Genomic DNA, 19,148 nt, shown 5'->3' with positions numbered 1-19,148 from the left:
CAGCCAGAGATCTATCCATAAACGCCGAACTGCTTTAAATGAGCAGATAAAGTTACTATACTACAAATCCATACTCCCAAACGCAGTTCATCATCGGCAGCACCGGGCGTAACAACTAACAACGGAGGGTTATTCAAATCTTGAAGAGCAACTGTATTACCTTTTCGTAAGGTTGGATGGTTAGATAACTTAATCTCTAAAGCAAGAACAATTTTTCCACTTTGTTCTAAAACCAAATCTAGTTCAGCCCCTTGCTGAGTTCGATAGAAATAAGCCTGAGTACTCGTGCTCAACACGGCAATAACTTGCTGAATAACATATCCTTCCCAGGAACCACCCGCCACCGGATGGCCCAGCAAAGCATCTTCATCATAAAGCCTCAATAAATGATGCAGCATGCCTGAATCACGTATATAAGCTTTAGGAGCTTTGGTAAGCCGCTTACCCACATTGACGTTATACGGAGCTAATCGGCGGACAAGAAATGCTTTCTCTAAAAAATCAATATAACTCTGCACGGTTGTCACAGCCAAATCCAGCGAGTTCGCCAACGTAGAATAATTGAGTAGCCCTCCTTGCTGGCTAGCCAGCATAGTCAACAAGCGACCAGTAGTACGCGGGGCTGCCGGTAAGCCTAATTGGGGTAAGTCACGTTGCAGATATGTACTAACAAACGATTCAAACCAGACCTGTAACTGCTTGGCATTAGGAGCTAAGTAGGCTTGTGGGAAACCACCTCTAACCCAATGCAGGCGATAATCGGCTGACATAGGCAACTCCTCAAGCAAAAGTGGGTGCATTTCTATATAAATAACCCGTCCTGCCAACGACTCCGACGTATTCCGCAATAATTTTGGAGAGGCTGACCCTAATAATAAAAATCGACCTGCTACCCGATGTTGGTCTATCAGCCCGCGGACCAACGGAAACAGGTCCGGGAATTCCTGAACTTCATCCAGAATAATAGTTTGATCTTGACGACTTGCTAAGTAAAATTCAGGATCAACATCTAATCTGGCCCGCTGGGAAGGCACTTCTAAATCCAGATAAATGGATGGACGAGATAGTTGCGCTTGAACCGTTTTTACCAACGTTGTTTTACCTACCTGCCGCGGTCCTACTAAGACAATTGCTGGGAAATAATCAATCTGCTCTCTCACAAGAGATTCTAATAATCGCTGAATCATATACAATATTCATGCAAATTTTTGAATAAGCGAAAAATTTACATGAATACTTTAACCATATAAATCACCCCAGCGTTACCAGCTCTTTCAACTCGGCATCGCTCAGGTCGCCCAGCCAGGTTTCGCCGGTTTTGACGCTGAGGTCGGCGAGTTCGCGTTTGGAACGTATCATGGCGTCGATTTTCTCTTCCAGCGTTCCCTGGTTCATTAGCCGGTACACCAGTACGTTCTTGGTTTGGCCAATACGAAAAGCCCGGTCGGTTGCTTGGGACTCAACGGCCGGATTCCACCATAAGTCGTAGTGAATGACATGGTTCGCCTGGGTTAGGTTGAGGCCTGTACCACCGGCTTTGAGTGACAGAATAAAGGTGTGATCGCTACGGTTCTTCTGAAACTGCTCGACCATCCGGTCCCGCTCCGGACGGGACGTACCACCGTGCAGAAACAGGGGCTGCATACCGAACACCTGTTGAATAAACTGGGCCAGCAATTCGCCCATTTCGCGGTATTGCGTAAAAATCAAGACTTTTTCGTGGCTCGCGTAAATATTTTCGAGCAGATTTAACAACAATGTCGCCTTACCCGACAAAGAAGGAACTTCAGAACCCCGCTTGAGATACTGATACGGATGGTTACCAATCTGCTTGAGCGCGGTCATAAGTTTCAATACCAAACCCCGACGCGCAATGCCGTCTTTTTCCTCAATGGCGCGTAAACTTTCCTGCACGACGCTTTCATACAAAGCAGCCTGTTCCGTGGTGAGCGCGCAAAACTGATTGTTCTCGATCTTGTCGGGCAAATCGCTGATGATGCTCCGGTCAGTTTTAACGCGCCGAAGTAAGAACGGACTCGTTACGCGCCGGAACTGATCGAGTTTTTGCTGATCGCGCTCCTGCTGAATCGGCTTGCCAAACTCCTCATTGAACTTACTTACACCGCCCAGATAGCCTTTATTCACAAAATCCATGATGCTCCACAACTCCGACAGCCGGTTCTCAACGGGCGTGCCACTCAGGGCAATCCGGATCGGAGCTTTCAGGGCTTTGACCGCTTTCGTCTGCTCGGTATCCGAATTTTTGATGTTCTGTGCTTCGTCAATAATGACAATAGCCCAGGTCGTTTTCTTGAGTGTATCGAGATCACTACGTACCACGCCATAGGTTGTCAGCAGCAGGTCGTAGTCGTCAGTCGTCATTGGTAGTTTCCGGTTCGAGCCGTGATAAATCCGGGCTTGCAATTCGGGGGCGAACCGGGCAATTTCTTTCTGCCAGTTGGTGAGCAGTGTGGTTGGTAGCACAACAAGACCTTTCTGTTTTTTAAACCGGCCTTCCTGCCTGAATTTAAGCAGTAACGCAATCACCTGAAGCGTTTTACCTAACCCCATATCGTCGGCCAGCAAACTACCCATTCCGAGCGCCGTGTTTTTGATAAGCCAGTCATAGCCGCGCTGCTGGTAGGGCCGTAACGTAGCGTTCAGCGCGTCGGGCAGGGGTTGCGCAGCACTTTCGGTAAACTGCTTCACCAATGTTCTTACTTCGGCCGATAATCCCAAGCGCCCACCTCTGTATTCTTCCGATAAGGCTGCTCTCAGTAACTCAGAACCTGTCAGTTCAGGTGGATTTTCGAGTTGTTTGTATAGTTTGGTTAGCTCATTCGGGTCCACCAGAACGTATTGGTCTTTGATTTTTACCAAACCTGTCGAACGGCCTACCAGCTTCTGAAATTCTTTGACACTCACCATTTCATCGCCCAGCGCTACCTGCCAGTCGAACGTCAGCATATCATCCAGTCGCATGAACGCATTATTAGCCGAAACTTTGGCCTTGAGTCGCCCGCCTGCCTGTGGTCGAACCCAGTGTTGCAACGATTTTGGCAACCAGAGCGCAATGCCGAGCAATTGCATCCGGGGTAACGTATCGAGCAAAACCTGCACAAATTGCTCCGGCGAGTAGGATAAATACTCGGAGCCAGGCCCCGTTTTGGTCAGCTTTGTCAGATCAGGGAAATGCCGGGAGAGCACTAGTAAGTCCTGCAAAACCGCCATTCTGATACGTTCATGCTTCTTTTTTGTGAGCAACTCGGGCAGTGGGATTGGCTGTTCCGGTTGGATAGAAGCCTTTTTCCCAGACACTCTGTTGCTAGTAGTATTAGCTGCTTCGCGATCGCGGATCAGTAGACTTAGTCGAAATTCATCGCCGAACTCACTGTCTTCAACGGCCAGGATCGGTACGAACCGCTTGTGTGTCAGAAAGAAATCATTCACCCAGAGTTGCATCGCCAGCGGCATCTCTTTCCGGCCGAAACCTTCAAAGCGTAGTGTCTCAACACCGAAAAACAGCCGGTCGGCATCTTCGAGGGGCCAGCGCTCCCACAGTTCGATGGTTGCGGGTTTGATTACCCGGCGCAGAAACAGCGAGCAAAGCGTCAGAAGCTGCTGCTCGTCGGGTAAAGCCAGCCAGTCTTTTTGCCAGCGAACCGTCAGCAGCGTTGGCGGAAGTTGCGTAGCCAGCAAATCGGTCTGGTGCTTGACCGATTCGTTGAGCGTTGCCGGGAGCCAGCGCACCCGGTATTGATCTTCGGTTGGCCCCACACGTAGCAGTTGCGGTACCACCGCCCCCCGACGCAGCAACGCAGCCGAAAACTGATGCGTCAGATACAAAGCCCGCACGGAATCACTCATTTCGGGCCAGTCAGCTTCAGTAAGTGTATCGAGCCAGGCCGCCAGATCGCTCATTTTGAACCCAGAGAGGGATCGTTGGTCGCCGTGTTCACTAAATATGCTGATCTTTTTTACTGACATTAGCTCATCGAGCTGTAGCTCAATGCTATCGCTGAAGTCGGGGGATACGTCGTCAGGCGTTTTCGCGTGTATGTCTGACAAGGGCTTGCTGAACAGCTTGTACGCCTTTGTGAGCGACTTGTGAAAATCGCCTTTGGTGAACGTAACGTCTGGCGAAAGTAAACCCAGTAATTGATCGGCTAACAGCGGAACTGTGGCAAAATCGAGACCGGCACGCGCTTTTTCATCAGGATGCCAATCCTCATCGTCGGGCAGGTCGTCGGTACCGAGGTCTTTGAACGACAGCACGCTACTCATAGTCCCCCCAATAATATCAGTTTGCCCTTTCTGAAGTTCCGCCAGAATATCCAGGCCTTTTACCTGAAAAACCAGAAACGGATTTCGATCAATTTCATTGGCGATCACATACACCACGGCCGCCAGATGCTTGCAGGGTACAGCCGCATCCGGACAGGAGCAGCCCATCACCAGATCCCGAAACGAATGTGGAAACAGTTGAATGTCCCGTTTATCCGCAAACTCGGTGAGTTCGGGCGGAAGCTGGCGGTTAAGAAGCTGCGCCAACGTAGCCGGATTCTCCCGAATTTCGGTCAGCAGCGTTTCTTTCTCCTGTTCCGTGAAGAGCGGCACCGATAGTTTGATCTTATACGGCCTTGGCGCTGATCCTTTAACGGATGCACTAAACTGATTTTGAGAAATGGTCAGACCTTGTACCGCTCCCTTATTTGCATAGGTTTTGCCACGCGGCAGGCGGTTAGCCATGTCAATGCTTGTCAGGGCATTGAGCCACTGCTGCCCCCACCATGTTTTGCCGTAAGCGATGCGTTCCGCCATTTCTGCTAGATCAATTAATTGCCTGCAAAAATAACGTATTCGCCGTACAGCAACGTGTATTGCCGAGTTTAGAGAAAAAGACAGGTTCTTTTTTGACAGGATTTACAGGCAGGCCGCCTATACTGTCAAAAAGATGCTAACGTAAAGGCAAGATCAAGTTTACCGTATAGCTATCTACCTTACTGTCAATAAGAAGTTCATGGCCAGGATAGAGTAAGGATAATCGTCGCTGGACATTCGCCAGCCCCAAACCACCCGGTTTTGACGGCTCAGTCAGCGGTTTGCTATTCGCCACCATTAGGCGAAGATTTGTTCCTTCCACTTGCACGGCTATGTGCATCCAGGCTTTTTTACTGGTGCTTTCAACGCCATGCTTGAAGGCGTTTTCTACGAACGTGATCAGAATGAACGGCGCAATTTCGAGCGATTCGTTCATCACATCCGGCAGTTCTAGCTGGAGTGTCAACCGTTTGAGGGTACGAGTTTGCTCCAGCGCTACGTAATCCCGGATGAATTGAAGCTCTTTTTGAAGCGATACATACGTTTCAGCCGTTTCATACAGACTATAGCGCATCATAACCGACAGTTGTTCCACAAGCAGAGCCGCGCGTGGGCTGGCTTCCTCCGTTAAAGCGTAAATACTATTGAGGACATTGAACAGGAAGTGTGGATTGATCTGGCTCTTCAGGAAGTTAAGTTCGAGTTGCGTGTACTGCTGCTGTAGTCGGGCATTACGTAGTTGCCGCCGATAGACTTCGACTAACAGCTTGATCGCCAACGGATAGAAAGCCCGCTCAATAATGAACAGCAAGTGAAAAAATGTAGCCGAATGACGTAGTGCTTCCCAATAAGAATGCCGTTCAAAATGAGTGATAGAGCCCGAATAGTCATCGGGCAGCCCAAAATAATCCTTGACAATAAAGGCGGAAAAGTAATAAAATGTGAACAGCACCACGTAGTAAACAATCAGACCGATTACCAGCAAAACAGGCTTATGAACGTAATGCGTAAATACGAACACCAATACGTAGTACTGCAATACGACGCTAAGTCCATCGCGCAACACAGGCCCAACATACGTTTTGAAAGGTATGTCAGCGGCTGTCGTTGGGTACAGAAACCAGGGCACATAGGCGGAGAAAATGAGCAGAAAAATACCCAGGATCAATAACCCGTGAAAACCGATCCGTGTCCAGCCATGATAACGCGTTTCGTCGGCAACAAGAGCAAGCCGTAAATTGGCCATAGGGATGACAATGAGTAAGGCAAAGTAGACCGTTTTGCCGATGTGCAGGCAAAATTTTCGATGGATAATGAATTTTATTCGATGAAACTCCAACCTAGCCATTCACCGAAAAGTAGGCAGTGTTCATCGAATTAATTTATGGATCGAGGTGACGCCCGCTAGTTTCGCTGTCGATACGAACACAGCGAAACCCCGGCCAGCTATGAAAATCATTTCATTCCTATCTGTACTTCTGACCTATTCTTTATTGACATCCGCTCAGAAAGCGCCCGAAAAAATATACCTGATAAAGGCGGGCAAATTCTACGACAGTCAGAAGGCGGTGTTTCTAAAAGATCAGCAAATTCTGGTAAATGGCGACAAAATTGTGGAAGTCGGCCCGACTGTCAGTGCGCCCAGGGAAGCACAGGTGCTTACTTTTAGTGATTGTACGGTTACGCCCGGCCTGATTGACGCCCACACTCATCTCTTATTTTCGCAAAAACCGAATGCTCCACTGCATACGGATCTTTGGGAGAATTCGGATGTCGACCGGGCGCTACGTGCCGTAGCCTTTGCCAAGTCCTACCTGGAATCGGGCTTTACCACGGTCCGGGATGTGGGCAATTCGGGGCAATACCTGGATGATCAGCTTGACAAAGCAATTCGCGCGAATCATGTTGTTGGGCCAAGAATGTACGTTTCGGGGCCCATTCTGAGTCCGCCGAGCGGTCAGTTTTCTCGCTTAGGCACACAGAACCAACGCCTGATCGATCAGGACTACCGAGTTGTCAAAAATGCAGATGATGCCCGATTGGCGGTAGAAGAACACATTGGCTTTGGGGTTGACTTTATTAAGGTGGTGGTCAACAATGACCGCATCGTTATGGATTCTGATGCCCTCAAAACAATTGTCCAGACCGCCCACCGAAATCACTACAACGTAACGGCCCACGCTACGCATGAACAGTCTATTCTGGAAGCCATCGACGCGGGGGTGGATGGCATTGAACACGGGTATTCCCTGTCAGACAGTGCGCTGACGCTTATGAGTAAGAAAGGTATTTATCTGGTGCCAACTGATATTTCGTTCGATACGTACAAGCGTTCGGTACCGATCAGTGGTTACTCGATCAGTGATGAAGAAATTCGCACTCAGGTAGCTGCCTTACAGGATCGTTTGCGAAAAGCCATCAAAAAAGGGATACCGATTGTAGCCGGTTCCGATGCCTATCTGGACCTTAACATGCCGCGTGGAGCCTATGCGAAGGATGTGCTGGTCGCCTATTATGAATCCGGGGTTAGCCCCGCCGACGTGATGGCCTTCGCCACCCGGAACGCTGCCAAAATCCTGTGGGCTGAGAACCGAATTGGTGTGGTGAAGAAAGACAGCTACGCCGATCTGGTTGTGTTTCAGGGCGATTTAGAAAAAGACTTCAAGAAAGTACTCTACAACGTTCGGCTCGTTATGAAAGGAGGCACTGTCTACATTAATAAGCCTGAGGACACCTTTCTAACTAAAGCCCGTTGATACGCTTGCAATCAGTTGACCAACCACTTTTTCAAGGCATCTTTCACGACGTCCCGGTAATTGGGGCCGATGGTAAGACTATGACCCGTAGACGTAGTGACCATGTTGCCGTCGAGCGTTTTGATGTACTGAAGCTGCACGGTGTACGAACGATTGATCCGCAGGAAGCGATCAGCAGGAAGGTTCTCGACTAATCTGGTCATAGTAAGGTGCGTAACAACGTAGCGATCGGGCAAAAATACCTTCAGGTAATCACCCAGTGCCTCGACAAAGACAATATCGTCAAATCGAATCTGCTCTAATTTCTTGTCCGTTTTGAGATAAATAAAGTCTGGTGGCTGAGAAACAGCTTGCAAAGTGAATACATCATCGGCAGTCAATTTAGAAATGACCGCAGCATCCACTTTGTTAAATTCTCCATCTGCTTTACCGCGAATCCGACCAATCGTTTTCAGAAATCGGTCGAAGGAAATAGGTTTGAGCAGGTAATCCATCACCCCCAGATCGAAACCATCCAGCGCGTGATGTGGGTTAGCGGTTGTCATTACGACAATTGGATGGGGCGCGGGATAAGCTTTCAGGAACTCAATACCCGTCATTTCGGGCATGTTTATGTCCAGAAAGATAACGTCTGGCCGAAGGGCGGGAAGCTGCTCAAAAGCGGCAATGGCATCATCGAACGTACCGACCAGCTTGAGCGACGACACGCGCCGAACGTATTTTTCGAGCAGTTCCTGCGCCAGTGGCTCATCTTCAATTATGGCGCAACGAAGTAAATCCATTAGTAAACAGCACAAGTTAGGGTTGTTGGCGGAACGTAGTGATTTCAGTGTTAACCCTCCAGCATCTGCACAAAAGCGGCCCGGTCATCGACAAAAAAAGAAACCTGCCGAACCTTCTTTTTCAAACCGTAAGGACCGCTAATCTCAACTGGCTTAGCAAATATTAGCAGTACGTTCGGAGTCGTCAGGAAGGCGCCATTGAGCCGGTCGGATTGCCGGGTCGGTTTCTCGTGAATGAACGTAGCATCAGCAATTACGGAACGTGGAATCTGACTCTGCCAGCGCACGCCCAGCCGTAAATACAGGTGATCGGACGTCAGATAGGATAGGCGTTTGAGGGTCGCGATGATGTCGGCCACAAAAAAGAGCATGCCGTAGGCACTGAGCATTGTCACCCATAAGGCTACGGTAGGATGCCAGCGTGCCAGCAGTAAATGCACAGCTACGGCCTCAATTATACCCACCAGCACCAATCCTATCGTCAGCGCAACTTGTCCCGACTCGCGGTGGGTTGTTAACGGGTTCCCACCGGCTGGTACATCCGATTGAAGCCTCCAGCCCAGCAGAACGTAGTAAAGCGTTAGTCCTTCGCCAACAATAATTCCGGTCACTTTCTCGCCAAAAACGGCAGCAAAACTACCTCGCAACGCAGTTTCGGCACCCGTTAACGGGCGTAATTGTCGATACGTTCGCCTAATGGTACGAATACGCAGGCCAGCAATAATCAAGACCACTCCCTCACTTAGCGCCAACAGGAAGGGCCACAGTTGGTTAGGTAGCCTAGAAGCTTGAGGTAAAACAAATAAGGCTACTCGTAGCATCAGCAAGGCAATCAGAATGAGCCGATTGGTTGCCAGGCGAAGTGGACGAGCCACCATCCAATAAAAAATACCTGTCGTCACAAAAACCAAATCGAAGAGTACACTTACCGACAGAACTGCCGGGTGTTGGCTAAAAGCCCATGTGTGCGTAACCATTACCTCTGTCCAGATGAGCAGAGCGGTAAGAATCAGAAAGGCCCACAGACGGGGTGAAACAAGCGGCCGAAGTACCATTGGTGTGCAGTTACCAAAAGGCTTATTTACAAGCTATTGCGCCTTATTGAACTCGGCAAAAATACGTGATTCAAGCATGCAACGACGGCAATTTATCACGGTATTGAACGAAATTTTGGATAGTACCCTGATTCGTCATAAATGAGCAAAGAAATAACCCCAGAAAGCGCTTTTACGGCCTAATCAGGCATAGGGAAGTCATTCTTTTTTCTTTACTTTTACCTACTCCCCATGTTCAATTAGATAATCGTTCGTATGGTTCTGGACACACCCGCCACCGATACGCCCCTTGGTCGAGGTATCAAACACATTGGCATTGGCAAGTACGGGAGCAAGCCTCTCCCACCCGATTTGCTCGCTGAATGCCGCATCGCCCTGACGGACCCAATGACGCATCCGCTCCAGCGAGGGGCTTTTTTGGGGGCGTTACTGGCCAAAGGTCCAACACCAGAAGAGAAGACGCTGGAGGAGGTAATTGGCAAAGGAGCGTTCAGTCATCCGACGTTTTTCATCAATAAAGTTTGCCCTGATTTACCAGTTGGCCTGCTGCCTATCGCGACTAAGTTAGTCCGGGGCGCGAATTTGCAGGTAACCGAAGCCCAGCAGCTTGGCAATTACCTGTTCGGGGAAGGAGAATGCGAAACATTTCGGGGTATGGCCGCCAGCATTATGCGTGTCCGGCATGAAACCAATGAGGAGTATCATGGCTTAATGCGTTCCGCCGAAGAAACATTTACACCCGGATTTGGGCCGATAAGCTGCGCCGACCGCCCCTTAATCCAACTCGCCGAACCGTTCGATGGAGTTGAAAATAGCTACCTCACAACGCCCTTGCTAGCCCAGTTTTTTCAGAAACGAGGCTACGGCGCGATTTCGTTAGTCGGCCGGTCGGGTGGACCAAAGTTTACGCTCAATGCACTCGATTTATACATGCATTTGGGTTGTCAGTTTTTACAGAGCAACCACGAACTCGATACGCCTTTAGGACAATTTGGTTGGGTGCTTGACCAGAAAGCGCTCTCTCCCGCCCTGAATCAGTGGGTTGATCGGCGACAGGTAATCCTGAAACGTCCGTTTCTGGCTACACTCGAAAAAGTCTTAAATCCCTGTCATGCCCGTGTCTTGGTCACGTCAGTGTTTCACATAACGTATCAGATGAAAATGGCGGAACTAGCCATGTTGGCGGGTTTTGATGCCGTCATTGTCCTTAAACGTGGGCTCGAAGGAAGTCTGGCTCCCTCAACCAGCCGTTCGAGCGGAATTCTATGCGCGGTTCGAACCCCACGCGGACACTTGTTCTACCAGCATTTTGAAGGTGATGCCCCCGCGTTTGCGTCGTTCCGCACCGAAACAGAAACCGTATACGACCAGCCACTAGCTACTGACAACGCCCGACTCGTACGACAGTTTATGAATAATGGCCACACCAGTGATCCTGACTTCGACAACAGGATTCGATTCGCTCATGCTCTGTACGGGCGTGGACTAGATTGGATTGAAGGGCAATTGCGATAAACCGCTTGTCTGTCGAATCTACCTTTTATCCAAATTCACTGTTTTCAACTCGGTTTTCCTCATCTTTTTGGCGGTAAACAAAAAACGATAGAAGACCAGTAAACAACAGATAGCTAAAGGAGAGGGTGCAGCGAGGATATCGTTGCACCCGTTTTTTTTGCCCATTGCGCCGTACCTTTGTGGATAAGTGTCCGACAGCATTTCGCTGGCAGATACGTTGACAAGCATGACAGACGTAGTAATTATTGGCGGAGGCATCGTTGGCCTGGCTACCGCGTTGCAATTGAAACAGCAACGACCTGATTTAAAGGCCGTTTTGATAGAAAAAGAACCAGCAGTGGCTCGTCACCAGACCGGCCATAACAGCGGGGTTATTCACTCCGGCTTGTATTACAAGCCGGGGAGCCTGAAAGCTACCAACTGCATTCGGGGCTATCAGATGTTGATTGACTTTTGCGACGCCGAAAACATACCGTATGACCTCTGCGGAAAAATTGTGGTGGCGACTAAACAGGAAGAATTACCACAGTTAGAAACCTTATACGAACGCGGTCAGCTCAACGGCCTGGGCGGTCTGAAGAAACTGACGCTGCCGGAAATGCGTGAGATTGAACCGCACGTTAAAGGCGTTGCGGGTATGTTCGTACCGCAAACGGGCATCATCGATTATAAGCAGGTGTCCGATAAATACGCCGAAAAGTTTCGGGCATTGGGTGGCGAAATCAGGCTCAACGAACGCGTTGAGCAGGTAACCCCCGGTACAAGCCTAAGCATTGTCGTAACGAATAAAGACCGCTACGAAACCAGGCTCGTTGTCAATTGCGCGGGTTTATATTCCGACAAAATCGCCCAGCTAACACAGCGGGACCCAGTCAACGTACGTATCGTGCCGTTCCGGGGTGAGTATTTCAAGATCCGGGCGGAAAAACAATATCTGGTCAAAAACCTGATTTACCCCGTTCCCGATCCGAATTTCCCGTTTCTGGGGGTTCATTTTACGCGTATGGTTCATGGTGGTGTAGAGGCTGGCCCGAACGCGGTGTTGGCCTTTCAGCGTGAGGGGTATACCAAATCAGACATTAACCTTAAAGAACTGTTTGAAACGCTGGCCTGGCCTGGCTTTCAGAAGGTAGCGGCTAAATATTGGCAGACGGGCTTGGGAGAAATGTATCGTTCATTCTCAAAGTCGGCGTTTACCAAAGCGTTGCAGGAACTCATTCCAGAGGTGCAGGAGTCTGATTTAGAAGACGGTGGCGCGGGCGTACGAGCGCAAGCCTGCGACCGTACCGGTGGACTGCTCGATGATTTTGCCATCCTGGAAACCGATAAAGCCATCAACGTAGTGAATGCACCGTCGCCAGCCGCTACGTCGTCGCTGGCTATCGGACAAACGGTATCGCAGAAAGTGTTGGCGCGGTTTTAAGCCAGTTTTAACAAACAATAGCGGGTAAATGAGGTTTTGAGAAGTAAGTTTTCTACGAACAAACCCGCATTACTCATGACTGCTATTAATAAAGTTAAGCCATTAGACACACCTTCCGACCTTGAGGAAAAAGGCCGAGAGAAAGTAGCCGAGGCCTTGAATCGACTCGTTGCTGATTCGTTCGCCTTATACATCAAAACCAAAAATTACCACTGGCATATGTCCGGTCGGCATTTCCGCGACTATCACCTGTTGCTGGATGAACATGCCGATCAGATTTTTGCCACCATTGATCCACTCGCCGAACGCGTTCGAAAAATCGGAGCGAACACAATTCGGTCAGTGGCTCACATTGCGCAATTGCAACGCGTGAAAGACAATGACGAAGATTTCGTGTCAGCACCCGATATGCTGAAAGATTTGCTGGCCGAAAATAAAAAGATGGCCAAAAATATGCGCGACGCGCACCAGATCTGCGACGATGTAGAGGACGTAGCATCAGCCAGTCTGCTTGAAGTTTATATCGATGAGACCGAACGACGTACCTGGTTCCTGTTTGAAACCACGCGCGATTTGAATTAATGCTTTTCTCCTGCGTCAGCAAGAGAAAACGAAAAGAGCGGTCGTCTTTTCCAACAAAAAATTGGGAAAGGCGACCGCTCTTTTATAAGTTGCCAGCATGAAAGTCCGTCCGTCTGCCCTTATCTGGCGCCAACAGGCCAACCAAACTGAAGTTCTGCTCATGCGCTACAATTATGGCGGACAGGATGTTTTTGCGTTACCCGGCGGCAACCCCGATCGGGATGAAACATTACCCCAAACGATCATCCGCGAAATCCAGGAAGAATTAGGCGTATCGGTTGACGTTGGCGAGATGATCCTGGCGGGCGAAATGCTTCTGTCGCAACGTAACGACGATGTACTTCATATTGTGTTTGCCGCCCGCAACCTCCAGGGCGAACCCAATTTAAATCCCGCCGAAACGACAGCCCTCAATTTAGCCTGGATCCCTGTTTCTACCCTGAACAAACTAAATTTATATCCGAATATTGGTGCCAAAATCCAGCCGTGGTTCAATAGTGCTACGTATCTCGGCTATATCGGACGGATTGAGCAGCAATATTTTGGGTAGCTTCCTAACTATTATGCTTGTAGAAACCCTAAAATTACTTTTCCGCCGGGATCTCAACCGGCTTAGGCAGGAAATTGACGCTTATAAAGACGAGCAGAAAATCTGGCATATTGAGAAAGGCATTGCCAATTCGGCCGGAAATCTATGTTTGCACCTCATTGGGAATCTGAACACCTACATTGGCGCCGAACTTGGCAAAACGGTTTATATACGTCAGCGGGAACTGGAATTTTCATTGAAGGATATTCCCAAAGCGGAACTGCTGCAGAAGATTGACGAAACGATCACCGTTGTTGATAGGGCGCTTGACAACGTATCGGATGAGCAGCTTCAACAGGAATACCCGATGCTAGTTTTTAACGAAATGACATCGACGGAATACCTTTTAGTGCATCTGGCAACGCACCTAACGTATCACCTCGGCCAAATCAATTACCATCGGAGATTAGTGGACTTATAACCGTCGTAGGTTTGCTCAACAGGCTACCCACTATCATTCCCAACGTACTGGCCAGCAGTCCCCAAAGCATCGGCGAATAGTCAGTTTCCTGCCATAAACAGAATAACCATACAACAAAACCAATCACCATCGAATAAAGGCAGCCCGTTAAGTTAGCGCGCTTCCAGTAGATGCCAGCCGCCAGCGGTACGAACAGTGATACCAGACTAAAGGCCGATGACTCCCCCACAAGATCGAAAATATTCGTGTCGCGGGTCGTGCTCATCAATACGCAGATAACCGTGATGACTACAACCGTCCAGCGGATGGTTTTTAACAGGCCTTCGTCGCTAATGTCAGGCCGGAAGAACTTGACAACGTTTTCACCAAAGACCGTTGAAGGGGCCAGGATCGCTCCACTGGATACGCTCAAAATGGCCGACGTAACAGCGCCAAAGAACAACACCTGCAAGGGTAAACTCCCATGTCGCATCACCATATTGGGGATAATGAGCTGGTTATCTTTAGGCAAATCGGGATGAAGTATCTTGGCGCTTAAGGCGATGAACAATGGGAGCATCGCTATCGTTAGATACATGCTCGACGCCAGATACGATGCGCGTACTGATGTATTTTCTGTTTTAGCAGCCATCACCCGCTGAAAAACGTCCTGCTGCGGAATTGATCCCAGACCAATCGTGATCCAGGCCGCTACGTAGGCCAGCCAATCTTTAGCAGTCGATTGGGGCAAGAATCGAAAAAAGCCCGCTGGTGTTCGTTTTTCAATGACTTCCCAGCCACCAACGTCGTTCCATAGCAAAACACCTAATACCGCTAACGCTAGAATAATGATGAGATTGTGAAAAAAATCAGTCACCGAGATAGACCACATGCCACCTAACAGCGTATACGCCATCACGACAGCCGCACTGGCAATGATGCAGTACTCACGAGGAACGTCTGTTACGACGCTCAATACGATGCCAATGGCGACCAGTTGAGCAGCAATCCAACTGAAATACGACGGGATGACCATAAGCGCCGACAGTAGCTCCGCTGATCGTCCGAATCGAATCCGAAAATAATCAGAGAACGTAGTGATGTTCAGCCGATAAAGAGGCCGGGCAAAAAAGGCGCCCACCAGAAACAGACACAGTGCCGACCCAAAAGGCTCTTCAATGACGGCCAGAAAGCCCCCTTCCACGAACATTGCCGGCGCACCCATAATCGTTTCGGAGCCGAACCAGGTGGCAAACGTAACCGAGGCCGCCAGCATCAACGGCAATCGCCGACCGGCCAGCACAAAATCCTGCGATGTTGTGACACGCCGGGCTGCCCAGGCACCAACGGCTACGTTGGAAAGAAGATAAAGGCCAATGAAAAAGAGGAGCATAAGGCGAATATAAACACAGAGAAAACAGAGACCGGCACGGAATACACAGAATTTTGCGAATCCTCTGTATACTCCGTGCCGGTCTCTGTTTTCTCTGTGTTTAAAGCAACTACAATTTGAGCGTAGCGGGCAAATATTTGGCGATCAAATCCTCATAATACGGTTTCAATTCGCTGACAACTGGCGGCTTGGGGCTCTTGGAGTACAAATCGTAGGGATTGAATTTGTTGACCCACTTAAACATCTCGCGATCATGATCGTCCAAAAGGTGATCATAAGCGCCCTCGCGGTGTTGCGAGTAGAATGAGTGGTACCGCATCATGTATAGAGCCGGTTCGGGCATGTAATCTTTCATGATTTGATACAAATATTCATCGTGCCCCCACGACATATGCACGTTACGCAGGCCACAATTCGGCTCATAAACGCCGTATTTCGTGTTATATCGCTCGTCGTAACTATCGGGGTTATTCACAAAATATTCAGGATAAACAATCTTGTCGGAATGCTGGCAGCCTACGGGGAACGTATCACCCACAACCGCCCACTGTGGCTCACCGAACAAGCACAGTACTTTACCCATATCGTGCAGAAAGCCGGTCAGAACGAACCAATCAGGATGACCGTCGGCACGGATGGCTTCGGCCGTTTGCAGCAGATGTTGCAGTTGATCGAGGTCCGTATCTGGGTCGGAATCATCGACAAGTGTATTCAAAAACTCCATCGCCCCCCAAACAGGCAATTCCTTTTTATTGAAGGCCAAAAACTCGCGCTCTTTCTCCCGAACGAAGTCGTAAGTCTGATACGTATGATTAAGTCGGTAAAACTCCCGGACGGTATCACGCTCCGGCGTATCGTAGTTCCGGTAATCTTCCTTCGCCTTATGTTCAGGCTCTGGGTAGCGGAGCAGTAGGTCGTCTTCCCACTGATCGAGGCTGGCAAGAGGGGCGGTTTCGCTAATCATTTCCAAATGAAAATTTAAAGGACAAATCTACAAATTTATTGCTGTTAACCAGTAAGATAGATCGAATGTTGGTTTGTAATTTATTAACGGGTTAGGTCATCCAAAACCAGTATATCGTCGACCTCCGTTTGCCCGGAATCGGCCAGGATTTTCAACATAGCTGCAGCATTGGCTTTGTTGTCAGCCCGATTTGAAAAATACGCCATCAGAAACCGTTTTTCGGGGATCATAATCACGTAGTTATTGAAACCGCATGTACTACCCGAGTGGAATAAAACGGGATTGGCTGGCCGACGAAAAAACCAGCCTCCGCCGTACCTACTGCCCGACGTTGCGTCTATCGCCTGACTCGTTCGCGCCAATGCCGCCTTTAAATCCAGTAGCGCACCGTTTTGCAGCGCCTGGCTCCACTTCTGGTAGTCGGTTAGCGAGGTATAAACACCACCATCTCCTTTAGTCGCGCTCGTTACGCTTTGATCTGAAAGAATGAACGTACCTACTTTGTTTTTCGCATAACCCATTGCCCGGTTAAGAACAGGTTTCGTGGACTCATACACAATGGATTGCGTCATGTGTAACGGTTGAAAAATTCGTTGCTTGATAAACGAAGCAAACGACTGCCCCGATACACGCTCGATAAGTAATGCCAGCAGACAATAACCTGAATTGCTGTACTGAAATTTACTCCCCGGCTCGAAGTAAAGGGAATCCCGATCTTTTAGGAGCATCAGTACGTCGGCGTCCAAGAGTTGTTTGCGCTGGTTAGGCTTCATCACCGACTCATAATCCAGAATCCCTGATGAGTGGGTCAACAGGCTACGAATCTGCACTTTTCGGGCAACATTCCCCGTAAACTCAGGAAAGAATTTGATAAGGGGATCATCAAGCGACAACTTGCGATCTTTCTCTAACAACAAAATGCCCATCGCCGTAAACTGCTTCGAGACGGACGCCATCCGAAAATTGGTTTCGGGCGTAATGGGTGTTTTCGTCTTGACGTTGGCTAACCCGTAGCCTTTTTCGTAAATAGGTTTGCCATTCAGTTCAATCAGTAAAGCCGCACCGGGCTGATTAGCCTGAGTTGTAGCCCGCATGAGGGAATCAAGTCGTTCACGTAGCTGCGCCATTGCCGATGTCGACATTAGTACTAAGCCCGCCATCAACATTTTCAGCATTGGGGTCACCAGAATTTGGTATACAGGACGGCCAATATACCGAAAATACCCACCGACCCGATTACGAAGGAGGGCGTTACTCGAAACATGCGCTGGTCAACGTCAATGGTTTTTCCGGTTGCATAACCCGCTGGATCGGTGAGGGACACAAGTATCATCAGGACAACATCGATACAGAAAACGATCGTTGCTCGATGCAGAAATGGAATAGAATCCGCCTGTACACCAATAAGGTCCATTAATTCAGGCCAGAATTTGAGCAACGTCGAGAAGGGGATCGTTAAGATTGCAACCGTCATGGCCGCCCGGTTTGTGGCTCGTTTCCAGAAAAAACCCAGTAGGAAAATGGCAAATACGCCAGGCGTAATGAAATTAGTGTACTCCTGAATGTACTGATAGACCTGATCGAGCGAGCGAAGCATGGGCGCCAACAGAATCGCGATGCCAAATGACACGACGATAGCCCATCGTCCCACATTAACCAGCTTTTGCTCCGACGCCGATTTATCGACGTATTTCTTGTATAAATCAAGTGTAAAAATCGTCGAAATCGAGTTGCATTTCCCGGCCAGCGAGGCTACTACGGCGGCTGTCAGGGCGGCAAAGGCCAACCCTTTCATGCCCACCGGCAACAGGTTCATGAGCACGGGATAGGCATGATCGGGCTTTACAACGCCCGATGCATCGGTCATGGCTTCACGAAACGGACCATGTTGATATAGTACAAAAGCCGCAATGCCCGGAATGACCACAATCACCGGAATAAACAGTTTCAAAAACGCAGCAAACAGAATGCCACTACGGGCGGTCTTCAAATCAGCCCCTAGCGCGCGTTGCACAATGTATTGATTACAACCCCAGTACGAGAGATTATTGATCCACATGCCACCCGTCACCAGCGCCATGCCCGGCAGGACTTCATACTGCGGATGTCCTTTGGGCAGAAACATATGAAAATGACTGTCGGCCTTAGACTTCAGGGTTACCAGCCCGTTCCATACGCTTGCCGTACCATTCGTTTCCTGCGAAACCAGTTGCAAAGCTAAATACGTAACTACCAGACCACCAAAGATTAGCACAACCACCTGAATAACATCGGTATAGCCAATCACTTTCATCCCGCCAAGCGTAATAAAAATGGCGAACAGCGCCAGGCCAATCGTACACGTAGTGAATGAAATTCCGGCTAGTGACTCAATAGCAATGGCGCCCAAATAAAGAATAGACGTAAGATTGACCAACACATACACCACTAGCCAGAACACCGCTAATATAGTACTGACCGTGTCGCTGTACCGCTGCGCCAGAAACTGAGGCATGGTATAGATGTGATTTCGAAGATAGATCGGAATGAAAAATACGGCGACAATGATGAGCGTTGCGGCTGCAAACCATTCGTATGACGAGATGGCCAGTCCCATTGCAAAGCCCGAACCCGCCATGCCAATAAAGTGCTCTGCCGATATATTGGAGGCAATCAATGAAGCGCCGATCGCCCACCAGGTCAGTGAGCCTTCAGCCAGAAAAAAATCGGTTGTATTCATCTGGGCCTGGCGCTTGCGCTGATAAACCCAGTAACCATACCCAACAACAATGATAAAATAAACGAAGAAAACGATGTAATCGGCCGTAGCGAGGTGATTCATGTAGGCAATAAAAAAACGGATGTCCTGACTATAAAGCAGGACATCCG

The 19,148-nt window shown here is 49.1% G+C and carries 15 protein-coding genes; 6 read left to right on the top strand and 9 right to left on the bottom strand.

Annotated elements, in window-relative coordinates; all coding sequences use genetic code 11:
- Positions 1-11: 11 nt before the first annotated feature.
- From ACYVEA_RS14545 to ACYVEA_RS14535, 3 genes are all read right to left on the bottom strand, one after another.
- Complete coding sequence (locus tag ACYVEA_RS14545) at positions 12-1,187, bottom strand: ATP-binding protein (protein ID WP_461114175.1); 1,176 nt, start codon at positions 1,185-1,187, stop codon at positions 12-14.
- 64 nt (positions 1,188-1,251) lie between these two features.
- Complete coding sequence (locus tag ACYVEA_RS14540; protein WP_461114174.1) at positions 1,252-4,821, bottom strand: SNF2-related protein; 3,570 nt, start codon at positions 4,819-4,821, stop codon at positions 1,252-1,254.
- A gap of 136 nt (positions 4,822-4,957) precedes the next feature.
- A complete protein-coding gene (locus tag ACYVEA_RS14535) occupies positions 4,958-6,067 on the bottom strand; it encodes a sensor histidine kinase (protein WP_461114173.1) in 1,110 nt (369 codons plus the stop codon).
- Positions 6,068-6,269: 202 nt separating this feature from the next.
- On the opposite strand from ACYVEA_RS14535, the gene ACYVEA_RS14530 reads away from it, so the two are divergent.
- Positions 6,270-7,577 carry an amidohydrolase family protein gene (locus ACYVEA_RS14530; protein WP_461114172.1) on the top strand — a complete coding sequence of 436 codons (1,308 nt, stop codon included), beginning with the start codon at positions 6,270-6,272 and terminating at the stop codon, positions 7,575-7,577.
- A gap of 11 nt (positions 7,578-7,588) precedes the next feature.
- Here the strand turns inward: ACYVEA_RS14530 and ACYVEA_RS14525 are convergent, their stop codons facing one another.
- Both ACYVEA_RS14525 and ACYVEA_RS14520 read right to left on the bottom strand, forming a co-directional pair.
- Entirely contained in the window at positions 7,589-8,359 is a 771-nt protein-coding gene (locus ACYVEA_RS14525) for a LytR/AlgR family response regulator transcription factor (RefSeq protein WP_461114171.1), read from the bottom strand.
- A 50-nt stretch (positions 8,360-8,409) separates the two neighbouring features.
- On the bottom strand, positions 8,410-9,414 hold the full coding sequence (locus tag ACYVEA_RS14520; RefSeq protein WP_461114170.1) for a hypothetical protein: 1,005 nt from the start codon (positions 9,412-9,414) through the stop codon (positions 8,410-8,412).
- Between the two features lie 255 nt (positions 9,415-9,669).
- Between ACYVEA_RS14520 and ACYVEA_RS14515 the strand changes: the two genes are divergently transcribed.
- From ACYVEA_RS14515 to ACYVEA_RS14495, 5 genes are all read left to right on the top strand, one after another.
- Positions 9,670-10,929 (top strand): anthranilate phosphoribosyltransferase, encoded by a 1,260-nt coding sequence (locus tag ACYVEA_RS14515; RefSeq protein ID WP_461114169.1) that lies wholly within the window; start codon positions 9,670-9,672, stop codon positions 10,927-10,929.
- A gap of 226 nt (positions 10,930-11,155) precedes the next feature.
- Positions 11,156-12,352: an L-2-hydroxyglutarate oxidase gene (lhgO, locus tag ACYVEA_RS14510; protein WP_461114168.1), complete on the top strand. Its 1,197-nt coding sequence runs from the start codon at positions 11,156-11,158 to the stop codon at positions 12,350-12,352.
- Between the two features lie 75 nt (positions 12,353-12,427).
- A complete protein-coding gene (locus ACYVEA_RS14505; RefSeq protein WP_461114167.1) occupies positions 12,428-12,934 on the top strand; it encodes a Dps family protein in 507 nt (168 codons plus the stop codon).
- A gap of 97 nt (positions 12,935-13,031) precedes the next feature.
- Positions 13,032-13,484 carry an NUDIX hydrolase gene (locus ACYVEA_RS14500; RefSeq protein WP_461114166.1) on the top strand — a complete coding sequence of 151 codons (453 nt, stop codon included), beginning with the start codon at positions 13,032-13,034 and terminating at the stop codon, positions 13,482-13,484.
- Positions 13,485-13,497: 13 nt separating this feature from the next.
- Positions 13,498-13,944, top strand: coding sequence for a DinB family protein (locus ACYVEA_RS14495; protein WP_461114165.1), 447 nt, complete (start codon positions 13,498-13,500; stop codon positions 13,942-13,944).
- Here ACYVEA_RS14495 and ACYVEA_RS14490 read toward each other — a convergent pair.
- The 4 genes from ACYVEA_RS14490 to ACYVEA_RS14475 form a co-directional block, all read right to left on the bottom strand.
- Positions 13,913-15,316: a high affinity choline transporter 1 gene (locus ACYVEA_RS14490; protein ID WP_461114164.1), complete on the bottom strand. Its 1,404-nt coding sequence runs from the start codon at positions 15,314-15,316 to the stop codon at positions 13,913-13,915. The genes ACYVEA_RS14495 and ACYVEA_RS14490 overlap by 32 nt on opposite strands.
- Before the next feature lie 109 nt (positions 15,317-15,425).
- Positions 15,426-16,280: an inositol oxygenase family protein gene (locus ACYVEA_RS14485; RefSeq protein WP_461114163.1), complete on the bottom strand. Its 855-nt coding sequence runs from the start codon at positions 16,278-16,280 to the stop codon at positions 15,426-15,428.
- Positions 16,281-16,363: 83 nt separating this feature from the next.
- A complete protein-coding gene (locus tag ACYVEA_RS14480; RefSeq protein ID WP_461114162.1) occupies positions 16,364-17,455 on the bottom strand; it encodes a serine hydrolase domain-containing protein in 1,092 nt (363 codons plus the stop codon).
- 5 nt (positions 17,456-17,460) lie between these two features.
- Positions 17,461-19,101, bottom strand: coding sequence for a sodium/sugar symporter (locus ACYVEA_RS14475; protein WP_461114161.1), 1,641 nt, complete (start codon positions 19,099-19,101; stop codon positions 17,461-17,463).
- Positions 19,102-19,148: the final 47 nt, after the last annotated feature.

The sequence above is a fragment of the Spirosoma jeollabukense genome (assembly GCF_054777855.1).
The sequence above is the reverse complement of the archived record's forward strand: the minus strand, read 5'-3'. Positions and strand labels throughout refer to the sequence as shown.

Excerpts from the sequence above, each read along its gene's own strand:
- lhgO (WP_461114168.1), top strand. The coding sequence starts at position 11,156 with ATGACAGACGTAGTAATTATTGGCGGAGGCATCGTTGGCCTGGCTACC.
- ACYVEA_RS14530 (WP_461114172.1), top strand. The coding sequence starts at position 6,270 with ATGAAAATCATTTCATTCCTATCTGTACTTCTGACCTATTCTTTATTG.
- ACYVEA_RS14480 (WP_461114162.1), bottom strand. The coding sequence starts at position 17,455 with ATGCTGAAAATGTTGATGGCGGGCTTAGTACTAATGTCGACATCGGCA.
- ACYVEA_RS14545 (WP_461114175.1), bottom strand. The coding sequence starts at position 1,187 with ATGATTCAGCGATTATTAGAATCTCTTGTGAGAGAGCAGATTGATTAT.
- ACYVEA_RS14515 (WP_461114169.1), top strand. The coding sequence starts at position 9,670 with ATGGTTCTGGACACACCCGCCACCGATACGCCCCTTGGTCGAGGTATC.
- ACYVEA_RS14495 (WP_461114165.1), top strand. The coding sequence starts at position 13,498 with ATGCTTGTAGAAACCCTAAAATTACTTTTCCGCCGGGATCTCAACCGG.
- ACYVEA_RS14490 (WP_461114164.1), bottom strand. The coding sequence starts at position 15,316 with ATGCTCCTCTTTTTCATTGGCCTTTATCTTCTTTCCAACGTAGCCGTT.
- ACYVEA_RS14500 (WP_461114166.1), top strand. The coding sequence starts at position 13,032 with ATGAAAGTCCGTCCGTCTGCCCTTATCTGGCGCCAACAGGCCAACCAA.
- ACYVEA_RS14520 (WP_461114170.1), bottom strand. The coding sequence starts at position 9,414 with ATGGTACTTCGGCCGCTTGTTTCACCCCGTCTGTGGGCCTTTCTGATT.
- ACYVEA_RS14475 (WP_461114161.1), bottom strand. The coding sequence starts at position 19,101 with ATGAATCACCTCGCTACGGCCGATTACATCGTTTTCTTCGTTTATTTT.
- ACYVEA_RS14505 (WP_461114167.1), top strand. The coding sequence starts at position 12,428 with ATGACTGCTATTAATAAAGTTAAGCCATTAGACACACCTTCCGACCTT.
- ACYVEA_RS14540 (WP_461114174.1), bottom strand. The coding sequence starts at position 4,821 with ATGGCGGAACGCATCGCTTACGGCAAAACATGGTGGGGGCAGCAGTGG.
- ACYVEA_RS14535 (WP_461114173.1), bottom strand. The coding sequence starts at position 6,067 with ATGGCCAATTTACGGCTTGCTCTTGTTGCCGACGAAACGCGTTATCAT.
- ACYVEA_RS14485 (WP_461114163.1), bottom strand. The coding sequence starts at position 16,280 with ATGATTAGCGAAACCGCCCCTCTTGCCAGCCTCGATCAGTGGGAAGAC.
- ACYVEA_RS14525 (WP_461114171.1), bottom strand. The coding sequence starts at position 8,359 with ATGGATTTACTTCGTTGCGCCATAATTGAAGATGAGCCACTGGCGCAG.